Origin of the sequence: Arthrobacter sp. Alg241-R88 (assembly GCF_900537115.1) — a bacterium.
GTDB lineage: Bacteria > Actinomycetota > Actinomycetes > Actinomycetales > Micrococcaceae > Arthrobacter.
This window is the reverse complement of sequence record NZ_UNRG01000008.1, coordinates 46,549-64,639: the sequence shown is the minus strand read 5'-3', so window position 1 is coordinate 64,639 and position 18,091 is coordinate 46,549. Positions and strand designations below refer to the sequence as shown.

21 protein-coding genes are annotated in these 18,091 nt (G+C 65.0%); 14 read left to right on the top strand and 7 right to left on the bottom strand.

The features are described from left to right. Positions 1 to 36: 36 nt before the first annotated feature. Together G6R19_RS16065 and G6R19_RS16060 are read right to left on the bottom strand one after the other, a co-directional pair. Positions 37 to 246: a hypothetical protein gene (locus tag G6R19_RS16065; RefSeq protein WP_163166764.1), complete on the bottom strand. Its 210-nt coding sequence runs from the start codon at positions 244 to 246 to the stop codon at positions 37 to 39. 77 nt (positions 247 to 323) lie between these two features. Further along, positions 324 to 938, bottom strand: a complete 615-nt coding sequence (locus G6R19_RS16060) for an AAA family ATPase (RefSeq protein ID WP_163166762.1) — start codon at positions 936 to 938, stop codon at positions 324 to 326. 133 nt (positions 939 to 1,071) lie between these two features. On the opposite strand from G6R19_RS16060, the gene G6R19_RS16055 reads away from it, so the two are divergent. Further along, positions 1,072 to 1,446 (top strand): STAS/SEC14 domain-containing protein, encoded by a 375-nt coding sequence (locus G6R19_RS16055; protein WP_163166760.1) that lies wholly within the window; start codon positions 1,072 to 1,074, stop codon positions 1,444 to 1,446. Positions 1,447 to 1,467: 21 nt separating this feature from the next. On the opposite strand, the gene G6R19_RS16050 is transcribed toward G6R19_RS16055, so the two are convergent. Beyond that, positions 1,468 to 2,490 carry a LacI family DNA-binding transcriptional regulator gene (locus G6R19_RS16050; RefSeq protein WP_163166758.1) on the bottom strand — a complete coding sequence of 341 codons (1,023 nt, stop codon included), beginning with the start codon at positions 2,488 to 2,490 and terminating at the stop codon, positions 1,468 to 1,470. Positions 2,491 to 2,640: 150 nt separating this feature from the next. On the opposite strand from G6R19_RS16050, the gene G6R19_RS16045 reads away from it, so the two are divergent. From G6R19_RS16045 to G6R19_RS16005, 9 genes are all read left to right on the top strand, one after another. Beyond that, positions 2,641 to 2,988, top strand: a complete 348-nt coding sequence (locus G6R19_RS16045; protein WP_163166756.1) for an L-rhamnose mutarotase — start codon at positions 2,641 to 2,643, stop codon at positions 2,986 to 2,988. Positions 2,989 to 3,086: 98 nt separating this feature from the next. After that, positions 3,087 to 4,253, top strand: a complete 1,167-nt coding sequence (gene rhaI, locus G6R19_RS16040) for an L-rhamnose isomerase (protein WP_163166754.1) — start codon at positions 3,087 to 3,089, stop codon at positions 4,251 to 4,253. Positions 4,254 to 4,259: 6 nt separating this feature from the next. After that, positions 4,260 to 6,296: a bifunctional aldolase/short-chain dehydrogenase gene (locus G6R19_RS16035; RefSeq protein ID WP_163166752.1), complete on the top strand. Its 2,037-nt coding sequence runs from the start codon at positions 4,260 to 4,262 to the stop codon at positions 6,294 to 6,296. Further along, positions 6,293 to 7,804: a rhamnulokinase family protein gene (locus tag G6R19_RS16030; RefSeq protein ID WP_163166750.1), complete on the top strand. Its 1,512-nt coding sequence runs from the start codon at positions 6,293 to 6,295 to the stop codon at positions 7,802 to 7,804. The genes G6R19_RS16035 and G6R19_RS16030 overlap by 4 nt, the downstream gene beginning before the upstream one ends. A 176-nt stretch (positions 7,805 to 7,980) precedes the next feature. Then, entirely contained in the window at positions 7,981 to 9,000 is a 1,020-nt protein-coding gene (locus tag G6R19_RS16025) for an acetylxylan esterase (protein WP_163166748.1), read from the top strand. Between the two features lie 54 nt (positions 9,001 to 9,054). Next, complete coding sequence (locus G6R19_RS16020; protein WP_163166746.1) at positions 9,055 to 10,383, top strand: glycoside-pentoside-hexuronide (GPH):cation symporter; 1,329 nt, start codon at positions 9,055 to 9,057, stop codon at positions 10,381 to 10,383. A gap of 214 nt (positions 10,384 to 10,597) precedes the next feature. Further along, the gene (locus tag G6R19_RS16015; RefSeq protein WP_163166744.1) at positions 10,598 to 11,737 is read left to right on the top strand and encodes a 3-deoxy-7-phosphoheptulonate synthase; all 1,140 of its coding nucleotides are present in this window, start codon (positions 10,598 to 10,600) and stop codon (positions 11,735 to 11,737) included. A 173-nt stretch (positions 11,738 to 11,910) separates the two neighbouring features. After that, complete coding sequence (locus tag G6R19_RS16010; protein ID WP_163166742.1) at positions 11,911 to 12,123, top strand: helix-turn-helix domain-containing protein; 213 nt, start codon at positions 11,911 to 11,913, stop codon at positions 12,121 to 12,123. A gap of 190 nt (positions 12,124 to 12,313) precedes the next feature. Then, positions 12,314 to 12,412, top strand: coding sequence for an AURKAIP1/COX24 domain-containing protein (locus tag G6R19_RS16005; RefSeq protein WP_003792170.1), 99 nt, complete (start codon positions 12,314 to 12,316; stop codon positions 12,410 to 12,412). A gap of 104 nt (positions 12,413 to 12,516) precedes the next feature. On the opposite strand, the gene G6R19_RS16000 is transcribed toward G6R19_RS16005, so the two are convergent. Continuing rightward, positions 12,517 to 13,335 (bottom strand): HAD-IB family hydrolase, encoded by an 819-nt coding sequence (locus G6R19_RS16000; protein WP_163166740.1) that lies wholly within the window; start codon positions 13,333 to 13,335, stop codon positions 12,517 to 12,519. A 77-nt stretch (positions 13,336 to 13,412) separates the two neighbouring features. Here G6R19_RS16000 and G6R19_RS15995 point away from each other — a divergent pair, with 77 nt between their 5' ends. Both G6R19_RS15995 and G6R19_RS15990 read left to right on the top strand, forming a co-directional pair. After that, the gene (locus tag G6R19_RS15995; protein WP_163166738.1) at positions 13,413 to 13,667 is read left to right on the top strand and encodes a glutaredoxin family protein; all 255 of its coding nucleotides are present in this window, start codon (positions 13,413 to 13,415) and stop codon (positions 13,665 to 13,667) included. Positions 13,668 to 13,771: 104 nt separating this feature from the next. Beyond that, a complete protein-coding gene (locus G6R19_RS15990; RefSeq protein ID WP_163166736.1) occupies positions 13,772 to 14,476 on the top strand; it encodes a redox-sensing transcriptional repressor Rex in 705 nt (234 codons plus the stop codon). A gap of 53 nt (positions 14,477 to 14,529) precedes the next feature. Here the strand turns inward: G6R19_RS15990 and G6R19_RS15985 are convergent, their stop codons facing one another. The 3 genes from G6R19_RS15985 to G6R19_RS15975 form a co-directional block, all read right to left on the bottom strand. Then, positions 14,530 to 15,309: a Yip1 family protein gene (locus G6R19_RS15985; RefSeq protein WP_163166734.1), complete on the bottom strand. Its 780-nt coding sequence runs from the start codon at positions 15,307 to 15,309 to the stop codon at positions 14,530 to 14,532. A gap of 163 nt (positions 15,310 to 15,472) precedes the next feature. Further along, positions 15,473 to 15,928 carry a hypothetical protein gene (locus G6R19_RS15980; RefSeq protein ID WP_163166732.1) on the bottom strand — a complete coding sequence of 152 codons (456 nt, stop codon included), beginning with the start codon at positions 15,926 to 15,928 and terminating at the stop codon, positions 15,473 to 15,475. Positions 15,929 to 16,021: 93 nt separating this feature from the next. Further along, positions 16,022 to 16,570: a YceI family protein gene (locus G6R19_RS15975; RefSeq protein WP_163166730.1), complete on the bottom strand. Its 549-nt coding sequence runs from the start codon at positions 16,568 to 16,570 to the stop codon at positions 16,022 to 16,024. Between the two features lie 202 nt (positions 16,571 to 16,772). On the opposite strand from G6R19_RS15975, the gene G6R19_RS15970 reads away from it, so the two are divergent. Together G6R19_RS15970 and G6R19_RS15965 are read left to right on the top strand one after the other, a co-directional pair. Further along, complete coding sequence (locus G6R19_RS15970) at positions 16,773 to 17,453, top strand: histidine phosphatase family protein (RefSeq protein ID WP_163166728.1); 681 nt, start codon at positions 16,773 to 16,775, stop codon at positions 17,451 to 17,453. A 2-nt stretch (positions 17,454 to 17,455) separates the two neighbouring features. Beyond that, complete coding sequence (locus G6R19_RS15965) at positions 17,456 to 18,091, top strand: TlpA disulfide reductase family protein (protein ID WP_240341916.1); 636 nt, start codon at positions 17,456 to 17,458, stop codon at positions 18,089 to 18,091.

Below are 18,091 nucleotides of genomic sequence, written 5' to 3'. Positions count from 1 at the left end.
GTCCCCCCGTTCACCCAGCAGGGCGGAGGCCTTAACCTAGGCGATGGCTTCCAGCGACAGTTCCTCCACCGCCGACTGAAGGGCATCCAGATCGAACCATGCGGCAGGCAGCACGTCATGGATAAAGGCATCAAAATCGAAGGGATGGCAGTGCCCGCCGTGGTTCCAGTAGAGGATCCAGAGATCGATCAGGCCAAGGTCCTTGCGCTGCAGCAGGTGTCTGGCTCTGTGCCGCAGGTCATCCATAACCAATCCTTGCTTCTGCTACCCCCGCCCCACAAGGGCAGTAAGTGTGTTTGGCGCAAAGGATTTCCGGCGTGGTGTCACAGGGGCAGGGAGGCAGGAGACTCCAAGGCATCGGCGATGATCCGCTGCAGCTGCAGGGCACTGTTTTCGGTGGATCCGCCCGCATCAATCACAGTAAATGCGGGATACCAGGGCAGCTCCGTGTAGGCCTTCCGGAACCTCTGGAGATCCTCGAGGCTTTCCTGGTCCTCGCCGCGAAGGGCAATGCGTTCATACGCCTGCTCAGCCGGGATGTCGAAGTAGACCACTGCCTGGGCCTTCGGCAGCATTCCAAGCAGGGCTTCCAGAATACGGCGGCGGCGGATGCCGCGGGTTTTCCGCAGGGCCAGCTGGCAGTACAGATGCCGGTCCATGATGACCAGGCCGTTAAAGCGCCGGGCCCGCAGGTGGTTGAGCACGACGTTGAAGACCCTCACAGTGGTTTCGAGGATATCCGCGACCTGCACGGGAAGGGGTACCGCGAAGCGCCGGGCCAGGCCAGCGATGGTTTTCCTTCCCGAGTAGTTGCCGAGCACCAGCACTGGCGTGCCGGGCAGAAGATCCGCCACTTCGCGCGCGGCGGTGGATTTGCCGGCACCGTCAATTCCCAGCACAACAATGAGGGCTGATGGTCGTCTCGCGCGAAGTGTCATGTCTCTTTCATACTGGGCCGCACTGTGCCTGCGGTTCGGGAAGCCTGTGGGGAGGCTGTGAAAGCAGGAGGCAGCGCCGCGAGGTCAAAGTTGGAGCAGAATAGGGGAGTCTGCACTGGGAGGGAGGCTGGGCATGGAGCCTGTAATGGTTGATGGTGGCAAAGGCACGGTGGAGTTGCGTCCCGACGGTGTCATCCACCTTATCTGGGAGCCGCAGGTCCGTATAGAACAGCATGATGCCCAGGCGGCGATGGCGGCTGTCAACGCGATAGCAGGGGACAAGACCTACCCGATGCTCGTGGACATGGCTACTACCGAAAATGTCACCAGGGCGGCCCGTTCGGTGTTTTCCATCCCCTGCGCCGCCAACCGGATCGCGCTGCTCGGTTCCAGTCCGGTGGACCGGATCCTGGCGAACTTCTTCCTGGGCGTCCACATCCCGCCCTGCCCCACCCGCTTCTTTACGTCCAGGACTGAATCCATGGCCTGGCTGCTGCAGGCCGGGTGATCGTTCCGGGCCAGAGGCCGGTCAGTCAGCGGACGGCGCCCCGGTGCTCTGACGGACCACCAGTTCCGGGGTGAAGACGACTGCGCGGTGCCGGGCGTGCTGGGCTTCAACCTCTTCGGCCAGGAGTTCGATGGCCGTCCTGCCCAGGGCCTCGGTTGGCTGCCGGATGGAGGAGAGCGGCACCACGGCGGAGACTGCGAAGTCGATGTCGTCGTAGCCGATCAGTGCGATGTCCTCCGGGATCCGGTAGGTGTGCGTCATGGTGAGCGACTGCATGACGCCGAGCGCCAGGAGGTCATTGGCGCAGAAGATACCGTCGGGCAGCTCGCCGCGGTCCCGTTCCACCAGCATGTTGCCGACGCTGCGGCCGGCCAGGACAGTCTGGCCTTCCGAGACGAGCACCTCAAGCGTGGCGTCCGGTTCTTCCTTCACTGCCCGCTGGGCTCCCTGGAGGCGGTCAGCCACCTGGCGGATGGACGTGGAGCCACCCACAAAGGCCAGCCGACGGCGGCCGGTGTCCAGCAGGTGCCTGGCAGCCAGGTAACCGCCCGCGTCGTCGTCAACGGCCACTGAGGAGAACTTCTCCTCGTCAGCCAGCCGGTCCACGAGGACCGTGGGTACGCCGCGCTCGCGGAGGAGGTCCAGCCGCTCGGTCACGTCGCCCACGGGCGAAATGAGCAGCCCCTGGACGCGCTGCTCCTGGAACAGGTCGATGTAATTGGCCTCACGGCCGGCGTCGTGGCCGCTGTCGCCCAGCAGCACGGCGCTGCCCTGGAGGGCGGCCGCATCCTCGGCGGCGCGCACCACGGAGGTGAAGAAGGGGTTTCCCACGTCCAGGACGATGAGCCCAATGGTGCGGCTGTGTCCGGCGCGGAGCTGGCGTGCCGCGTCATTGCGGACGAAACCGAGTTCATCAATGGCGCGCAGTACGCGATCCTTGGTCCGCTGCGAGACTCTGTCCGGGTAGTTCAGCACATTCGAAACAGTGCCCACCGCCACGCTGGCGTGGTTGGCTACGTCCTTGATGCTGGCTGAGCGGTTCATGATTCTCCGTGCTGCTGGGCCGAGTGCAGATGCCTCCCGGTCTTGGTGAGGAACAGGTCCCGGAATGCTTGACACCTGCTCACGTTCAAGAGTACTTTGAATCGTAACAATGAAACGATTCAAAGATTTGCGAGTTCAGGAGAGTTCCAAATGAGGGTGTGCTTCCGTTCCTCGGTCCAGCCGGCGCTGATCGACGAATACCGGCGGCGGCACGCTGCCGTGTGGCCGGAGATGCTCCGTGCCCTCAAGAATGCCGGCTGGAACAACTACTCGCTTTTCCTCGGCGGGGACGGGCTCCTGATCGGCTACCTGGAGTGCGACGACTTCGACGCAGCCCGGGCACGGATGGCCCTCGAGGACGTAAACGCCCGCTGGCAGGCGGAAATGGCCAAGCTTTTCGAAGACACGGACCGGGCGCCCGATGAGGGGTTCCAGGTACTTGAGGAAGTCTTCAACCTCGACAGCCAGCTCACGGCGGCAAAATCCGCTCCAAGCTGACACTGCAGGCCAGGCTCGTGCGCTCCAGCAGCGGGGCCACGCCGGACACTGCAACACCAACCAGACCACAGCAAGACAAGACACCGGAAAGAACCATCATGAATGACGTAGCAACGGCGCTGGGCAGGCTCGAGGAGCTTGCCATCGAGGTCCCCTCGTGGGCTTATGGAAATTCCGGTACGCGGTTCAAGGTGTTCGGCACGCCCGGCACCCCGCGCACCGTGCAGGAAAAGCTTGCGGATGCGGCGAAGGTCCACGAACTGACCGGCCTGGCTCCCACCGTTGCGCTGCACATCCCGTGGGACAAGGTTGATGACTACGCCGCCCTGAAGGAGTACGCCGCCGGCCTGGGCGTTGGCCTGGGCACCATCAACTCCAACACCTTCCAGGATGACGAATACAAGTTCGGCTCCCTGACCTCCTCCAACGAGACGGTCCGGCGCCGGGCCATCGACCACCACCTGGACTGCATCGACATCATGCACGCCACGGGGTCGAAGGACCTGAAGATTTGGCTGGCCGACGGCACCAACTACCCGGGCCAGGACGACATCCGCGGCCGCCAGGACCGCCTCGCCGAATCCCTGCAGGAGATTTACGCCGCCCTGGGGGACGAGCAGCGGCTGGTGCTTGAGTACAAGTTCTTCGAGCCCGCTTTCTACCACACCGACGTCCCGGACTGGGGCACCTCCTACGCCCAGACCCTGGCGTTGGGCGAGAAAGCCTTCGTCTGCCTGGACACCGGCCACCACGCCCCGGGCACCAACATCGAGTTCATCGTGATGCAGCTGCTGCGCCTGGGCAAGTTGGGCTCCTTTGACTTCAACTCGCGCTTCTATGCCGACGACGACCTCATTGTGGGTGCCGCGGATCCGTTCCAGCTCTTCCGCATCATGCACGAGGTCATCCGCGGCGGCGGCTACGGCAAGGATTCGGGCGTTGCCCTCATGCTGGACCAGTGCCACAACCTGGAAGAAAAAATCCCGGGCCAGATCCGATCGGTACTGAACGTGCAGGAAATGACCGCACGCGCCCTGCTGGTGGACACTGCAGCCCTGGCAGAGGCACAGCGCGCCGGGGATGTCCTGGCCGCCAACGGCATCTTCAACGATGCGTTCTACACCGACGTCCGGCCGGTCCTGGCCGAGTGGCGTGAATCCCGCGGCCTGCCCGCGGACCCGCTGGCTGCCTTCAAGGCCAGCGGCTACCAGAAGAAGATCAACGAGGACCGCGTAGGCGGCCAGCAAGCCGGATGGGGCGCCTAAATAGCCATGAGTAATAAGACTGTTGAAGACCTGATTTCCCGTTCCAACCGCCTGGGTGCGGACAAGCGGAACACCAACTTTGCCGGCGGCAACACCTCCGCCAAGGGCACGGAGAAGGACCCGGTGACGGGCGAGGACGTCCAGCTGCTCTGGGTCAAGGGCTCCGGCGGGGACCTCGGCACGCTGAGGGCCGAAAACCTGGCGGTGCTGCGCCTGGACCGCCTGAATGCGCTGAAGAACGTCTACCCGGGCGTTGAGCGTGAAGACGAGATGGTGGCCGCGTTCGATTACTGCCTGCACGGCAAGGGCGGCGCCGCTCCGTCGATCGACACCGCAATGCACGGGCTGGTGGACGCCGCGCACGTTGATCACCTGCACCCGGACTCCGGCATCGCCATCGCCACCGCAGTGGACGGCGAGGCCCTCACTACCAAGATCTTCGGCAACAAGGTTGTCTGGGTTCCCTGGCGCCGCCCCGGCTTCCAGCTGGGCCTGGACATCGCCGCCATCAAGGACGCCAACCCGCAGGCCATCGGCACCATCCTGGGCGGGCACGGCATCACCGCCTGGGGCGCCACCAGCGAAGAAGCAGAGCAGAACTCGCTGTGGATCATCGAACAGGCCGAGAAGTACATCAAAGACAACGGCAAGGCCGAACCCTTCGGGCCCAAGCTGCCCGGCTACGCAGCACTGCCCGAGGCAGAGCGCCGCGCCAAGGCCGCAGCCCTCGCACCCGTGATCCGCGGCCTCGCTTCCACGGACAAGCCGCAGCTGGGGCACTTCAGCGATGACGCCGTCGTCCTGGACTTCCTCGAAGCCGCCGAGCACCCGCGCCTCGGCGCCCTGGGCACCTCCTGCCCGGACCACTTCCTGCGCACCAAGGTCAAGCCGCTGATCCTGGACCTGCCCGCCGACGCCTCAGTCGAGGACTCCATTGCCCGGCTGCACGAGCTGCACGCGGACTACCGCGAGGACTACCAGGCCTACTACGACCGCCACGCGGACGAAAACAGCCCGACGCTGCGCGGCGCGGACCCGGCCATTGTGCTGGTTCCCGGCGTCGGCATGTTCTCCTTCGGCGCCAACAAGCAGACCGCCCGCGTCGCCGGGGAGTTCTACATCAACGCCATTAACGTGATGCGCGGCGCCGAGGCCATCTCGACCTACGCCCCGATCGAGGAATCCGAAAAGTTCCGGATCGAGTACTGGGCGCTGGAGGAAGCCAAGCTGGCCCGCATGCCCAAGCCCAAGTCCCACGCCACCCGCATCGCCCTGGTCACCGGCGCCGCCTCCGGCATTGGCAAGGCCATTGCCACCCGCCTCGCCGCGGAAGGCGCCTGCGTGGTCATCGCCGACCTGAACCTGGAGAACGCCGGAAAGGTGGCCGAAGAGCTCGGCGGGCCGGACGTTGCCATCGGGGTCCAGGCTGACGTGACGGACGAAGCGCAGGTCGCAGCCGCGATCGACGCCGCTGTCCTGGCGTTCGGCGGTGTGGACCTGGTGGTCAACAACGCCGGCCTGTCCATCTCCAAGCCGCTGCTGGAAACCACCGAGAAGGACTGGGACCTGCAGCACAACGTGATGGCCAAGGGCTCCTTCCTGGTGGCCAAGGCCGCCGCGAAGGTCATGATTGCCCAGGGACTGGGCGGGGACATCATCTACATCTCCTCCAAGAACTCCGTCTTCGCCGGCCCCAACAACATCGCCTACTCCGCCACGAAAGCAGACCAGGCCCACCAGGTGCGCCTGCTCGCCGCGGAACTCGGTGAGCACGGCATCCGCGTCAACGGCATCAACCCCGACGGCGTGGTCCGCGGCTCCGGCATCTTCGCCGGCGGCTGGGGCGCCAAGCGCGCCGCCGTGTACGGCGTGGACGAGGAGAAACTGGGCGAGTACTACGCCCAGCGCACCCTGCTCAAGCGCGAAGTCCTGCCCGAGCACGTGGCCAACGCCGCCGCCGTGCTCACCAGCAATGAACTGTCCCACACCACCGGCCTGCACATCCCCGTGGACGCCGGGGTGGCCGCAGCCTTCCTGCGATGAGCACCGAACGCACCAAGGAAACTGCCCCGGCCCAGGCCGGGGCAGTTTCCGCAGGCCCCTCAAAGGTTTTCGCCGCGGTCGACATTGGCGCCTCCTCCGGCCGGGTCATCCTGGGCCGGGTTAACGCCGGCGGCGAAAACAGCGTGGAGCTGGAAGTTGTCCACCGCTTTCCCAACGGCGTGGTGGAGATCGACGGCGGGCTGTGCTGGGACTTCAACGCACTCTTCGCCGAGGTACTCAAGGGGCTCTCGGCGGCGGCGACCGTTGCCGCCGTGCAAGGTGAGCGGGTGGCCAGCATCGGCATCGACACCTGGGCCGTGGACTACGGCCTGGTCAACGCCGCCGGCGAACTGACCGCCCAGCCGTTCAGCTACCGGGACGACCGAAGCCGGACCGCTGTGGAGCCGGTGCACCGGAAGCTGGACCCTGCACGGCTGTACGGGACAACGGGGCTGCAGTTCCTGCAGTTCAACACGATCTACCAGCTGGCCAGCGAGCCGGACCTGGACGGCCTCCAGGCGCTCCTGATCCCGGACCTGATCGCGTTCCTCCTGACGGGGCAGCGAAGGACCGAGGCGACCAATGCCTCCACCACGGGCTTGTTCGACGCCGTGGCGGGGGAGTGGGCCACCGAGTTCCTCACGGCTCTGGGTTTGCGGAAGGACCTGTTCCCGCCGCTGGTCCAGCCCGGTGAAACTGTTGGCACCCTCCTGCCGGCCATTGCGGCCCAGGTGGGCCTTCCGCGGGAAACCCAAGTGGTGGCCGTCGGCTCGCATGACACCGCCTCCGCCGTCGCAGCCGTCCCCGCGAAAGCGGACGACGGAGAGGAGGACTTTGCCTATATCTCCTCCGGCACCTGGTCCCTGGTGGGGCTTGAGCTGAAGCACCCGGTCCTCACTGAGGCCAGCCGTGAGGCGAACTTCACCAATGAGCGCGGCGTTGACGGCACCATCCGCTACCTCCGCAACATGGGCGGTCTGTGGCTCCTCAGCGAATGCCAGCGGACGTGGGCGCAGCAAGGGTTCCGGCCGGAACTTCCGGCCCTGCTGACCGCGGCCGCCGCTTTGCCGCCCGGCGGGCCACAGATCAACCCTGACGACCCCTACTTCATTGCCCCGGACAACATGCCGGACCGTATCCGCGCCGCGGTCCGCCGCACCGGAGAGGTACTGGCGAACGATCCTGCCGCGATCACCCGCTGCATCATGGACAGCCTGGCCGCCGGCTATGCCCGCACCATCCGCGACGCCGAGCGGCTCGCGGACCGGTCAGTGGACGTGGTGCATGTGGTGGGCGGCGGTTCCCAGAACCGGCTGCTCTGCCAGCTCACCGCCGATGCCACCGGCAGGAAAGTAGTGGCTGGGCCGGTGGAAGCCACTGCCCTGGGCAACGTCCTGGTACAGGCACGCGCTGCGGGTTCCGTTACCGGCAGCCTGGGAGAACTCCGCGCCCTGGTGGTGGCCAGCAGTCCGCTGCAGGTGTTTGTACCGGAGCTCTCGCGCCTGTAGGTCCAGCGCAGGCAAAGATCCGCAATGCGCGGACGCATGACGCCACGTTGCTGAACGCGGCGTCATGCGGCCGTGTCGGGACTGTGCGGCGGCCCCTAAGATCTTCGAGAAGTGTCCCGCCGGCCTGTAAGCAGTGCCGTAGACCATGCCCACTACCTGACAGGACCGGATAGCCCATGCCACTCTTCGACCTCCCGCTTGCCCAGCTCCGCGGCTACACGTCCCAGATGACGCCGCCGGAAGACTTCCGCGAATTCTGGGACACCACAATCGCCGAAGCCCGGGCCTTTCCGTTGAATGCATCCTTTGAACCGGTGGAGAACTACCTGTCGGTCATCGATACCTTCGATGTGACGTTCGCCGGTTATGGGGGCGCCGCCATCAAGGGCTGGCTGCACCTTCCTGCCAACAGGGCCGCCGGAACAAGGTTGCCGGTAGTGGTGCATTATGTGGGCTACTCCGGCGGCCGGGGCCTGGTCAACCAGGACACGAAGTGGGCGCAGGCAGGCTACGCGCACTTCATTATGGATACCCGCGGCCAGGGCTACGGCGGCACCCTGGGTGAGACGCCCGACCCGCATCCCTCCGCCGGAGAAGTGGCCCATGCGGGCCTCATGACCAGGGGCATCGCAAGCCGGGAAGACTACTACTACCGCCGGGTCTACGTGGACGCTTTCCGGGCCGTGGAAGCGGTCCAAAGCCACCCGGAGATCGACCCGGCACAGGTGGTGCTGGCCGGCGTCAGCCAGGGCGGCGGCATCGTGGTTGCCACTGCAGGCCTGGCGGCGGGCAGGCTCGACGGCGTAGTGGCCGCACTGCCGGACGTTCCGTTCCTGCAGGACTTCCCCCGTGTCATCGACATCACGCCGCGCGGCCCGTACCCGGAGATCGCCCAGTTCCTGGCACGCCACCGGGACCGCTACGAGCCCGTGCTTGATGTCCTCCGCTATTTCGACGGCGTCAACCTCGCCCGCTGGGCCACGGCACCGGCCTTGTACTCCGCAGCCCAGATGGACGATATCTGCCCGCCGTCCACCGTCTTTGCCAGCTTCAATGCCTACGGCTCCGGCACCCCGGATTCTTCCGGCACCGGAGCGGCCAAGGAGATCGAGGTCTACCGGTTTAACAACCACGAAGGCGGCCAGGAACACCACTGGATCCGGCAGCTGCTGTTTCTCCGCATAATTTTGGGGTAAGTTTCTTCTGCGGGCATGAGAAAGCGGTTTCTCGGTCCGGCGGACAAGGAAGCAATGAAGAAACTCAGCAGGCTCAGCGTTTTCGGCTACGGTGCCGGCGATGCGGCCAACAGCATGATCATCAGTACCGGAAACATGTTCCTGCTTGTCTATTACACCGATGTAGCGGGGATCGGCGCAGCGGCGGCAGGAACACTGCTGCTCGTTGCGCGGGTCTTTAACGCCTTCACCGACATAGCGGCCGGCCGCATCGTGGACCGTGTGCCAAGCAAGCGCTGGGGAAAGTTCCGCCCGTTCCTGATGTTCGGCTTCATTCCCCTGTTGCTGAGCGTGGCGGTGTTCCACGTTCCGGACGTCGACCCGTCCCTGAAACTGCTGTACGCCTACTGCACCTACGCTCTGGTGTGTGTGGCCTACAGCATGGTCAATGTGCCTTACGGGTGCCTGGTGGGGGCTATGACCCAGGACGCGAAGGAACGCGCCAGGCTCGGTGGTGCCCGAACCATCGGCGGCCTGTCGGTGGGGGCGACCCTTGGCTTTTTCATTGCACCGCTCCTCGGTGCCGGCCAGGACATGCAGCAGATCTTCACCTGGCTGACGATTACCTTCGCTGTCGTTGGCTCACTGCTCTATTGCTTCACGGGCATAGTGTGCGTTGAGCAGGTCCCCGGCAGCGTCCCCAAAATCACCCTTCGCCAGAGTGTGGCAGCGCTCAAGGCAAACTCACCGCTGGTGATTCTGTGCGTGAGCTCCGTCCTTTTCGTCACCGGAACTTCTGCCACCGGCGCCTCCCAGTTCTACTACCTCCGGGACGTCCTGTCCCGTGTGGACCTCTTCCCCGTCATGGCCGCAGCCCAAGTGGTGATCACGCTGACGCTGGCTGTCCTGATGCCGCTTCCCGTGGCCCGATGGGGCAAGCGGGCGGTCTACAGCGTCGGCGGCGGATTCGGGGCGGTGGGCGGAGCGCTGGTCTTCCTGGCCCCCGCGGACATGCCATTGCTCGGCCTGGCGGGCCTCGTGCTGGGGCTCCTTGCTTCGGCGTCCGTCAGCATCGTGACCTGGGCCCTGATCGCAGACACCGTGGAATACGGTGAGTGGAAAACGGGAGTCCGGGTCCAAGGAATCAATTACGCGCTCCTGGCCGCCACCCGGAAGCTCGGCATGGGATTCGGGGCCGCCGTCGTCGCCTTCTCACTCGCTTGGGGCGGCTACGTTTCGGGTACCGCGGAGCAATCTGATGCTGCCACCCTCGCCATCAGGGCGGCGGCAGGGCTGCTGCCGGGGGCCCTGGTGCTGGCCTCGGTCGGGATCATGTACTGGTACCGCCTGACCGACCAGAAGCACGCGGAGCTGGTGGCAAGCCTGGCGCGGGATGCGACGTAACAGTTTGCGGCCACGGCGGCCCGCGGTTATGGTTCATGACATGACAAACCGTTGGTATGCGTATTTTTCGTTGGCTCTGGAGGGGCCCGCGTCTAACTGACACGCATCCAACTTTCCTTCAGAGCCAACAGGGCAGAGATCATTCTCTGCCCTTCGCCGTTTCTCCGGCGGGTTCTGATCTGGGCCCGCTTCCCATCTGGAACAGGACCCGAACATGAGCACCGCAACAGCCCCCGCAAACGCCACCGCCGGCAACCCCCGTGGTGAAGCCGCAGCAAAATCGACGTCGAACCTGCGTGTCAGCGAGTTCACTGCGTTGCCCACGCCGCAGGAACTCATCGCGGAACTGCCGCTGGACGCCCGGGTGGCGGACGTCGTCGAACGCGGGCGTGACGAAGTCCGCGCCATCATGGACGGTGTTGATGACCGCCTGCTGGTGATCGTGGGGCCGTGCTCCATCCACGATCCCAAGGCCGGGCTGGAGTACGCGCGGCGGCTGGTCAGCCAGGCGGAGAAGCACAAGGAAGACCTGCTGATCGTGATGCGCGCCTACTTCGAAAAGCCCCGCACCACAGTGGGCTGGAAGGGCCTGATCAACGATCCGAGACTGGACGGCAGCCACGACATGGTGACAGGCCTTCGCACGGCACGGCATTTCCTGCAGCAGGTCACCGCGCTCGGGCTCCCCACCGCCACCGAATTCCTTGAGCCCATCAGCCCGCAGTACATGGCAGACCTCATCTCCTGGGGCGCCATTGGGGCCCGCACCACCGAGAGCCAGATCCACCGGCAGCTCGCCTCCGGCCTCTCCATGCCCATCGGATTCAAGAACGGGACCGACGGCGACCTCCAGGTTGCCATCGACGCCTGCGGTGCTGCCGCGGCGGCCCAGGCCTTCCTTGGCATCGATGGCGACGGCCGGGCCGCGCTCGTGGCCACCGCGGGAAACCCTGACACCCACGTCATCCTCCGCGGCGGACGCAAGGGGCCCAATTACTCTGCTGCCGACGTCGAGGCTGCAACAGCCAAGCTCGCCGGCAAGCAGCTGAACCCGCGCCTCATCGTTGACGCCAGCCACGCCAACAGCGGAAAGAGCCACCACCGCCAGGCAGAAGTGGCGCTGGAGATCGGGGCGCAGCTGGAGGATGGAGGCGCTTCCGCGCAGGCAATTGCCGGCGTCATGCTGGAAAGCTTCCTGGTGGGCGGCGCGCAGAACCTCGATGTCGCCGAGCACGCGGCCGGCCGGTCGGAGCTGGTGTACGGGCAGAGCGTGACGGACGCCTGCATGGACTGGGACGTTTCCGCCTCGGTACTGGACCAGCTCGCCGCTTCCGCCCGCAAGCGCAGAAGGTAGGCGCCCGCTGCGGAATGGGGGAGCAAATAGGGGGACCGCACTACTTTCACATTGGCCACAGGAACATCTAGAGTATCTAGAAGGTGGTTGGTGGATGGCTCAGCATCGGAACACCGCATTGGCACGTACCTGGGGTCACTGTTGTCCATCCGTCAGCAAAGGAAAATAGGGAAATGTCGGCAGAACAGAACTTCTCCAACGCGAAGTTCCTGACCGTGGCAGAAGTAGCCCAGGTCATGCGCGTCTCCAAAATGACTGTCTACCGGCTGGTCCACTCCGGCGAGATGCCGGCAGTGCGGTTCGGCCGCTCCTACCGGGTACCCGAAGCCGCCGTTGAGCAGTACCTCAAGGGTGCCGTGGTGGACGGCCACACCGAAACCGCCTGAGTCCTTTCGTCGCATTCGCCGTGTTTTCGCCGGTGGAAGCCGCACCGGTCAGAAGCGGCTCCGGATAAGCGGTACCCTGTTAAGGAACGTTTTACGTCATTGTAAGAATCTGTCAGTTGTTCAGTTCGTAGCTCTGTCCACGAACACTTTCCATCAGACAGGTACTGCATCTAGTTTGTAAGGAACTTTCGTGGGTTCAGTTATTAAGAAGCGTCGCAAGCGTATGGCCAAGAAGAAGCACCGCAAGCTGCTTCGCAAGACTCGTCACCAGCGCCGCAACAAGAAGTAGAGATACTTCGAACAGCGTAGAAATGCCCGTCGCCTTCCGAGGTGGCGGGCATTTTGTTTTGCCCGGTGCCTGTTAAGCCCTGGTGCCCGCTATGCCCGCGCCCGTTAGGCCCGGGGGCCACGGATGCGGGCGAAGCCTTTCCAGAGTCCGTAGACGGCGCCGCCGGCGGTGGCTGCCTTGAGGCCGAAGGTGGCGGCGCGGCGGCCGGCCCGGAAGTCGTAGACGGGCCAGTTGTTGTCGCGGGCGTGGCGGCGGAGGCGGGCGTCCGGGTTGATGGCCACCGGATGGCCCACCAGGGTAAGCAGTGGAATGTCATTGAAGGAGTCGCTGTAGGCCCAGCAGCGCTTCAGGTCCAGCTCCTCGGCATCCGCTACTGCCTGGACAGCCACTGCTTTGGCGGAGCCGTGCAGGATGTCTCCCACCAGGCGGCCTGTGTACATGCCTTCCGAGATTTCCCCGACAGTCCCCAACGCTCCCGTGAGTCCCAGCCGGGTGGAGATCACGGTGGCCACCTCTATGGGGGTCGCAGTGACCAGCCACACCCGACGGCCCACCCGCAGGTGCTGCTCGGCCAACGCCTTGGCGCCCGGCCAGATCCGTGAGGCGATCATCTCGTCGTAGACCTCTTCGCCGAGGGCCTTGATGTCGTCCACCGTGATGCCTGCGGCCAGGGTCAGCGCGGAGTCCCGGACAGCGTGGACGTCGTCCATGTTTTCACCGCGGGCCACGAACTTGAACTGCTTCCACGCGAACCCGGCAGCCTGGCCCATGGTGAAGGCTCCGCGCTGGTGCATCTTGCGGGCAACATGGAAGAGGCTGGCGCCGCGCATGAGGGTGTTGTCCACATCGAAGAACGCCGCCTCGCCGGGTTGCGGCGCCGCAACCGGCTTGGTGACTACGGCGACGTACTTCTCCTCGGGCATGGTGTCGAGTCTAGTCAATCCAGTCGGTGGACACGGTCGGCGTCGCGGGGCACAGTCAACGGGGCTACGGTTAAGCCATGGCAACACCGCACGTCGTCCTGATCACCAAAGCTGACTGCCACCTGTGCGAAGAGGCGCGCGACGCCGTCGGCCGGGTTACCGCCTCGCTTGGCCTTGAGTGGACGGAAGAGCTGGTGGACCACCAGCCGGAACTGCGGGACCGCTATGCCGAGGAAATCCCGGTAGTGCTGGTGGACGGCGTGCAGCGCGACTTCTGGAAGATCGATGAGATCCGGCTCGAACGCGTGCTTCAGCGGGCCATGGCAGATTAGGGGAGCAGCACCAGTGACCGCGCGTGCCTTGTGGCCGGCTGCTTTGTTGGCATCGTCCGGAGGGCTCTAGAGTGGAGTCACAACGCGATGCGAGGGAGGGGCTGGTGGCTTCGCTGGATTCGACTCCCCAGGCTGTCCCGGATCTTCCGGGTACTACTGGCACGCCAGCCAAGCAGATTCCGCCCGCAGCGGTGGCCAGGCTGACGCTCTATCTGCGTGCCCTGAACACCCTGCTTGCCGAGGGAGTGGAGCGCGTTTCCTCCGAATCCCTCGCTGAAGCCTCAGGCGTCAGTTCCGCCACACTGCGCAAGGACCTGTCCCACGTGGGCTCCTACGGTACCCGCGGTGTTGGCTACGAAGTGCAGTACCTGAGCCGCCACATCGCTGCGGCACTCGGGCTGACCCACGACTGGAAGGTCGCCATCGTCGGTGCCGGCAACCTCGGCAAGGCCCTGGCACGGTACGGCGGATTCGAATCCCGGGGGTTCGACGTCGTGGCCATTTTCGACGCCGACCAGATGGTGGTGGGCAACGAGGTGGGGTGGCTGCGCGTCAGCGATGTTGCCGACCTGGAAACAGTGCTGCACCGGACCGGAGCGAACATGGTGGTGCTGGCGCTGCCGGCGGCCGTGGCACAGGATGTCTGCGACCGAGTAGTGGCCGCCGGCGTCCGCAGTGTCCTGAGCTTCGCCCCCGTGATGCTCCAGGTGCCCGAGGGAGTCAACCTCCGCAAGGTGGACATGGCCACTGAACTGCAGATCCTGGCCTACCACGCACAACGGGCGCAGGCCCCGGGGCAGACCGCCTAGATTTCTCCGGCGGTTCCGGGACCCACGCCCGCTGGTGTGGGAAGTGCGTAAAACTACCGGCCGTAGGGGTTGCCCATGCTGCCACCGTAAGGGTTGGCGAAGGGCTGCTGCTTCCGGAAGTAGGGGGCTGCCGCCGGCAGGTACAGCAGGACGATGGCGGCGATCCCCAGGAGGGTGCCGATGGTTCCAATGCTGGGAGGACCGAAGAGGCCGAAGATGGACAGGGCAGCGAACACGGTTCCCAGGATGCGCGCCCAGTTCTTGCCCTTGCGGACAAAGAAGGCCACCAGCAGGTAGAGCCCTGCGCCGAGGATGGCGAAGACCACCAGGGTGCCGGCGATGACGCCCTTGATGTCCTCGTACGTGACGCCCGCTCCGCTGCCCTCCATCTGCTGCTCAAAGGTCTGGCGGAATACCGGATCGTCCAGCTGGGTGAGCCCGGTGAGCATGGAGATGACGAAGATGGCGGCCGAGGCGATCAGCAGCCAGAACGAGATGTTGACCAGCTGCGGCACCCCGTTGCTGCCCGTGGGCTGCGGCTGCTCCGAAGGGTACTGCGCGTACGGGGACTGGCCGTAAGGCTGCTGACCGTACGGTTGTTGGCCAAAGCCCGGAGCCTGCGGCGGGTTCTGGCCATACTGTGGAGTGTTTTGCCCGTACTGCGGGGCGCCGGACTGGCCGTACTGTGGAGCGTTCTGCCCGTACTGCGGCGGGTTCTGCCCGTACTGGGGAGCGTTCTGTCCGTACTGCGGGGCGTTTTCCCCGTAGCGCGGCTGCTGGTTGCCCTGCTCGGGATCGTTGGGCACGGGAGGCGGGACGGGAGGATTACTCATGAGCTGTCCTTTGGCATGTCGGGTTCTGGTAGGCTGCCGGGTTTCGGTCCTGTGCCCTACCCCCAGCATGGCTTAAGTCCACCGTACCCCCGGACTGGCGGCAGATGGGTCATTCCAGGGAGGTATTCCGCCCCCTGTTCAGCGGTTGCCCGGCGATGCCTTGCTAACCCTTGTTCCCCCGCGCCGCAAACCATGCCTGCGAGTTCGGCAGCCACAGCAGGACCGTTGCCGCGAGGCTGATCACGAAGCCCGCCCAGTTGCCGCCCTGGCCAACACCCATGGCCAGGTTGACCAGGGCGAGGACCAGGGTGACGCCCGTCAGGACTGTGAGGGCCAGCCGTGCCCACTGCCTTCCCTCTTTCATCTTGAGGGCAAAGACGATCTGCGCGGCTCCCACGGCCGCCGCCAGCAGCATCAGCGCCAGAACCAGCGCGGCCGCACCGGGCGCCGCCGCGAAGAGCACCAGTGAGGCCAGCATGCCCAGCAGCCCGCCCAGGAGGCCAAGGATGCCGCCCAGGAACCAGATCCAGAACGAGACCTTGAGCTCGGTGGGAAGTCCCGCCACCGAGAACATGCCGGCAAAACCGTTGCGGGGCCTCGTGCTGTCAAAGTTGCTCATGGCCATCACTGTAGCCCTGCACCGAACGCCATCAACGACGGAACCCCGGCACCGACGTGAAAGCCGGTGCCGGGGTTCCGGCGGAAAGGATGATTATGCTGCGGGGGCGATGAAGGCGAGTTCGAGGTTGATGGCAACCTTGTCGCTCACCAGGACGCCGCCGGTCTCGAGGACAGCGTTCCAGGTCAGGCCGAAGTCCTTGCGGCTGATGGTGGTTTCAGCGGAGACACCGGCGCGGGTGTTGCCGAACGGGTCCACGGCCACACCGTTGAACTCGGTGTCCAGGGTGACCGGGCGGGTGACACCCTTAATGGTCAGGTTACCGGTCAGTTCGTAGCTGTTGCCCTTGGCCACCAGGCCGTTGGAGACGAAGGACATCTCGGGGAACTTCTCCACGTCGAAGAAGTCCTCGCCCTTGACGTGGCCGTCGCGGTTGGCATCGCCGGAGTCGAAGCTGGCGGTGTTGATGGTGGCGTTGATCCGGGAATCCGCCACGTCCTCGCTCAGTTCCAGGGTTGCTGCTGCTTCCTTGAACTGGCCGCGGACCTTGCTGATGCCTGCGTGGCGGACGGTGAAGCCGATCTCGCTGTGGGAGTTGTCGAGGGTCCAGGTGCCGGTGGTGACGTCTGCGGGAAGTGCCATGATGTTGCTCCTTTGGGGTGTTACCTGTTGACGGTCGTGCCGTTGAACCTTCATCGGTTGAAGTCTCAACTAACTGCTGCGTCTACTATAAACATGCATATGCATCTTTTGTTCCCGGCTTCGGAACATTTCTTCATAAATTTCAGTTCTACTGGGTGTAGAAGATTTCGGATCGAACGCCATCTTTGAGAAACTGGTAAACATGCCCCAAGCCACTGTCCATCTGCTCCGCCACGGCGAGGTCCATAATCCTGACGGCGTTTTGTACGGAAGGCTGCCCGAATTCCACCTCTCCGAGCTGGGGCTGGAGATGGCACGCACCCTCGCTGAGCACTTCCGGCAGCGCGCCGAAAACGGGGCCCGCATCACCTACCTGGCTGCCTCGCCGCTGGACCGGGCGCAGGAAACTGCGCGGCCGACGTCGGAAGCCCTGCATCTGCCCATCCACACGGAAGAGCGGATCATCGAGGCGGAAAACTACTTCGAGGGCATGAAGGTCAGCAAGGCGGAACTGCGCAGGCCCAAGCACTGGCCGCGGCTGGTCAACCCCCTCCGGCCTTCCTGGGGCGAGCCGTACAAGCAGCAGGCGGCAAGGGTTATGGCAGCGGCGCAGGAGGCACGCCTCCGTGCCATCGAGCTGGCCGACGGCGACTTCGGAACAGAGGGGCCCGAGGCGATCATGGTCAGCCACCAGCTTCCTATCTGGGCCACCCGCCTGAGCGCGGAAGGCAAGCCCCTGTGGCACGACCCGCGAAAGCGCGAGTGCACGCTGACCTCCATCACGTCCCTGGTGTTCGACGACGACGGCACACTCATGCGCGTCACGTACAGCGAACCCGCGGCGTCCCTTCTTCCCGGTGCAGCCAGCACCCCTGGAGCCTAGAAGTGTCTGACAGTTTTACTCAAAAGGGCCGGCACGGCCTGCCCGCCTCCCGCCGCAGCGTCCTTGCTGCCGGCGGCCTGGCGCTGACCGCGATCACCCTGGGACTTTCGGCCTGTGCCCAGGAAGATGCCCTTGCGGAACAGGCAAGGGCCGGGGACAACAAGAACTATGTGGCCGGCGACGGCTCCGTCACGGAGTTCGCGGCGGGGGACCGGAAGTCCGCGCTCCAGATCAACGGCACGCTGTTCAACGGAACCACGGTTGCGCCGGCTGACCTCCAGGGCAAGGTCACCGTCCTGAACTTCTGGTTCGCCGCCTGTGCCCCCTGCCGGGTTGAGGCGCCCATCCTCGAAGAACTGCACCAGGAATTCAAGCCCCAGGGCGTGCAGTTCTACGGCGTCAACCTGCGGGACGAGAAGGCCACTGCTGATGCCTTCGACAAGTCCTTCAACCTGACGTACCCCAGCTTCGACGACAAGGACGGCGGCGTCCTGCTGGCGGTCTCCGGCCTGGTGCCGCCCGGCGCGGTTCCCACAACCCTCGTGCTGGACAAGCAGGGGCGCGTGGCCTCCCGCGTCCTCGGTGAGATCCAGAAGGGCACCCTGAAAGCCCTCATCGCTGCCGCCGTGGCAGAGTAG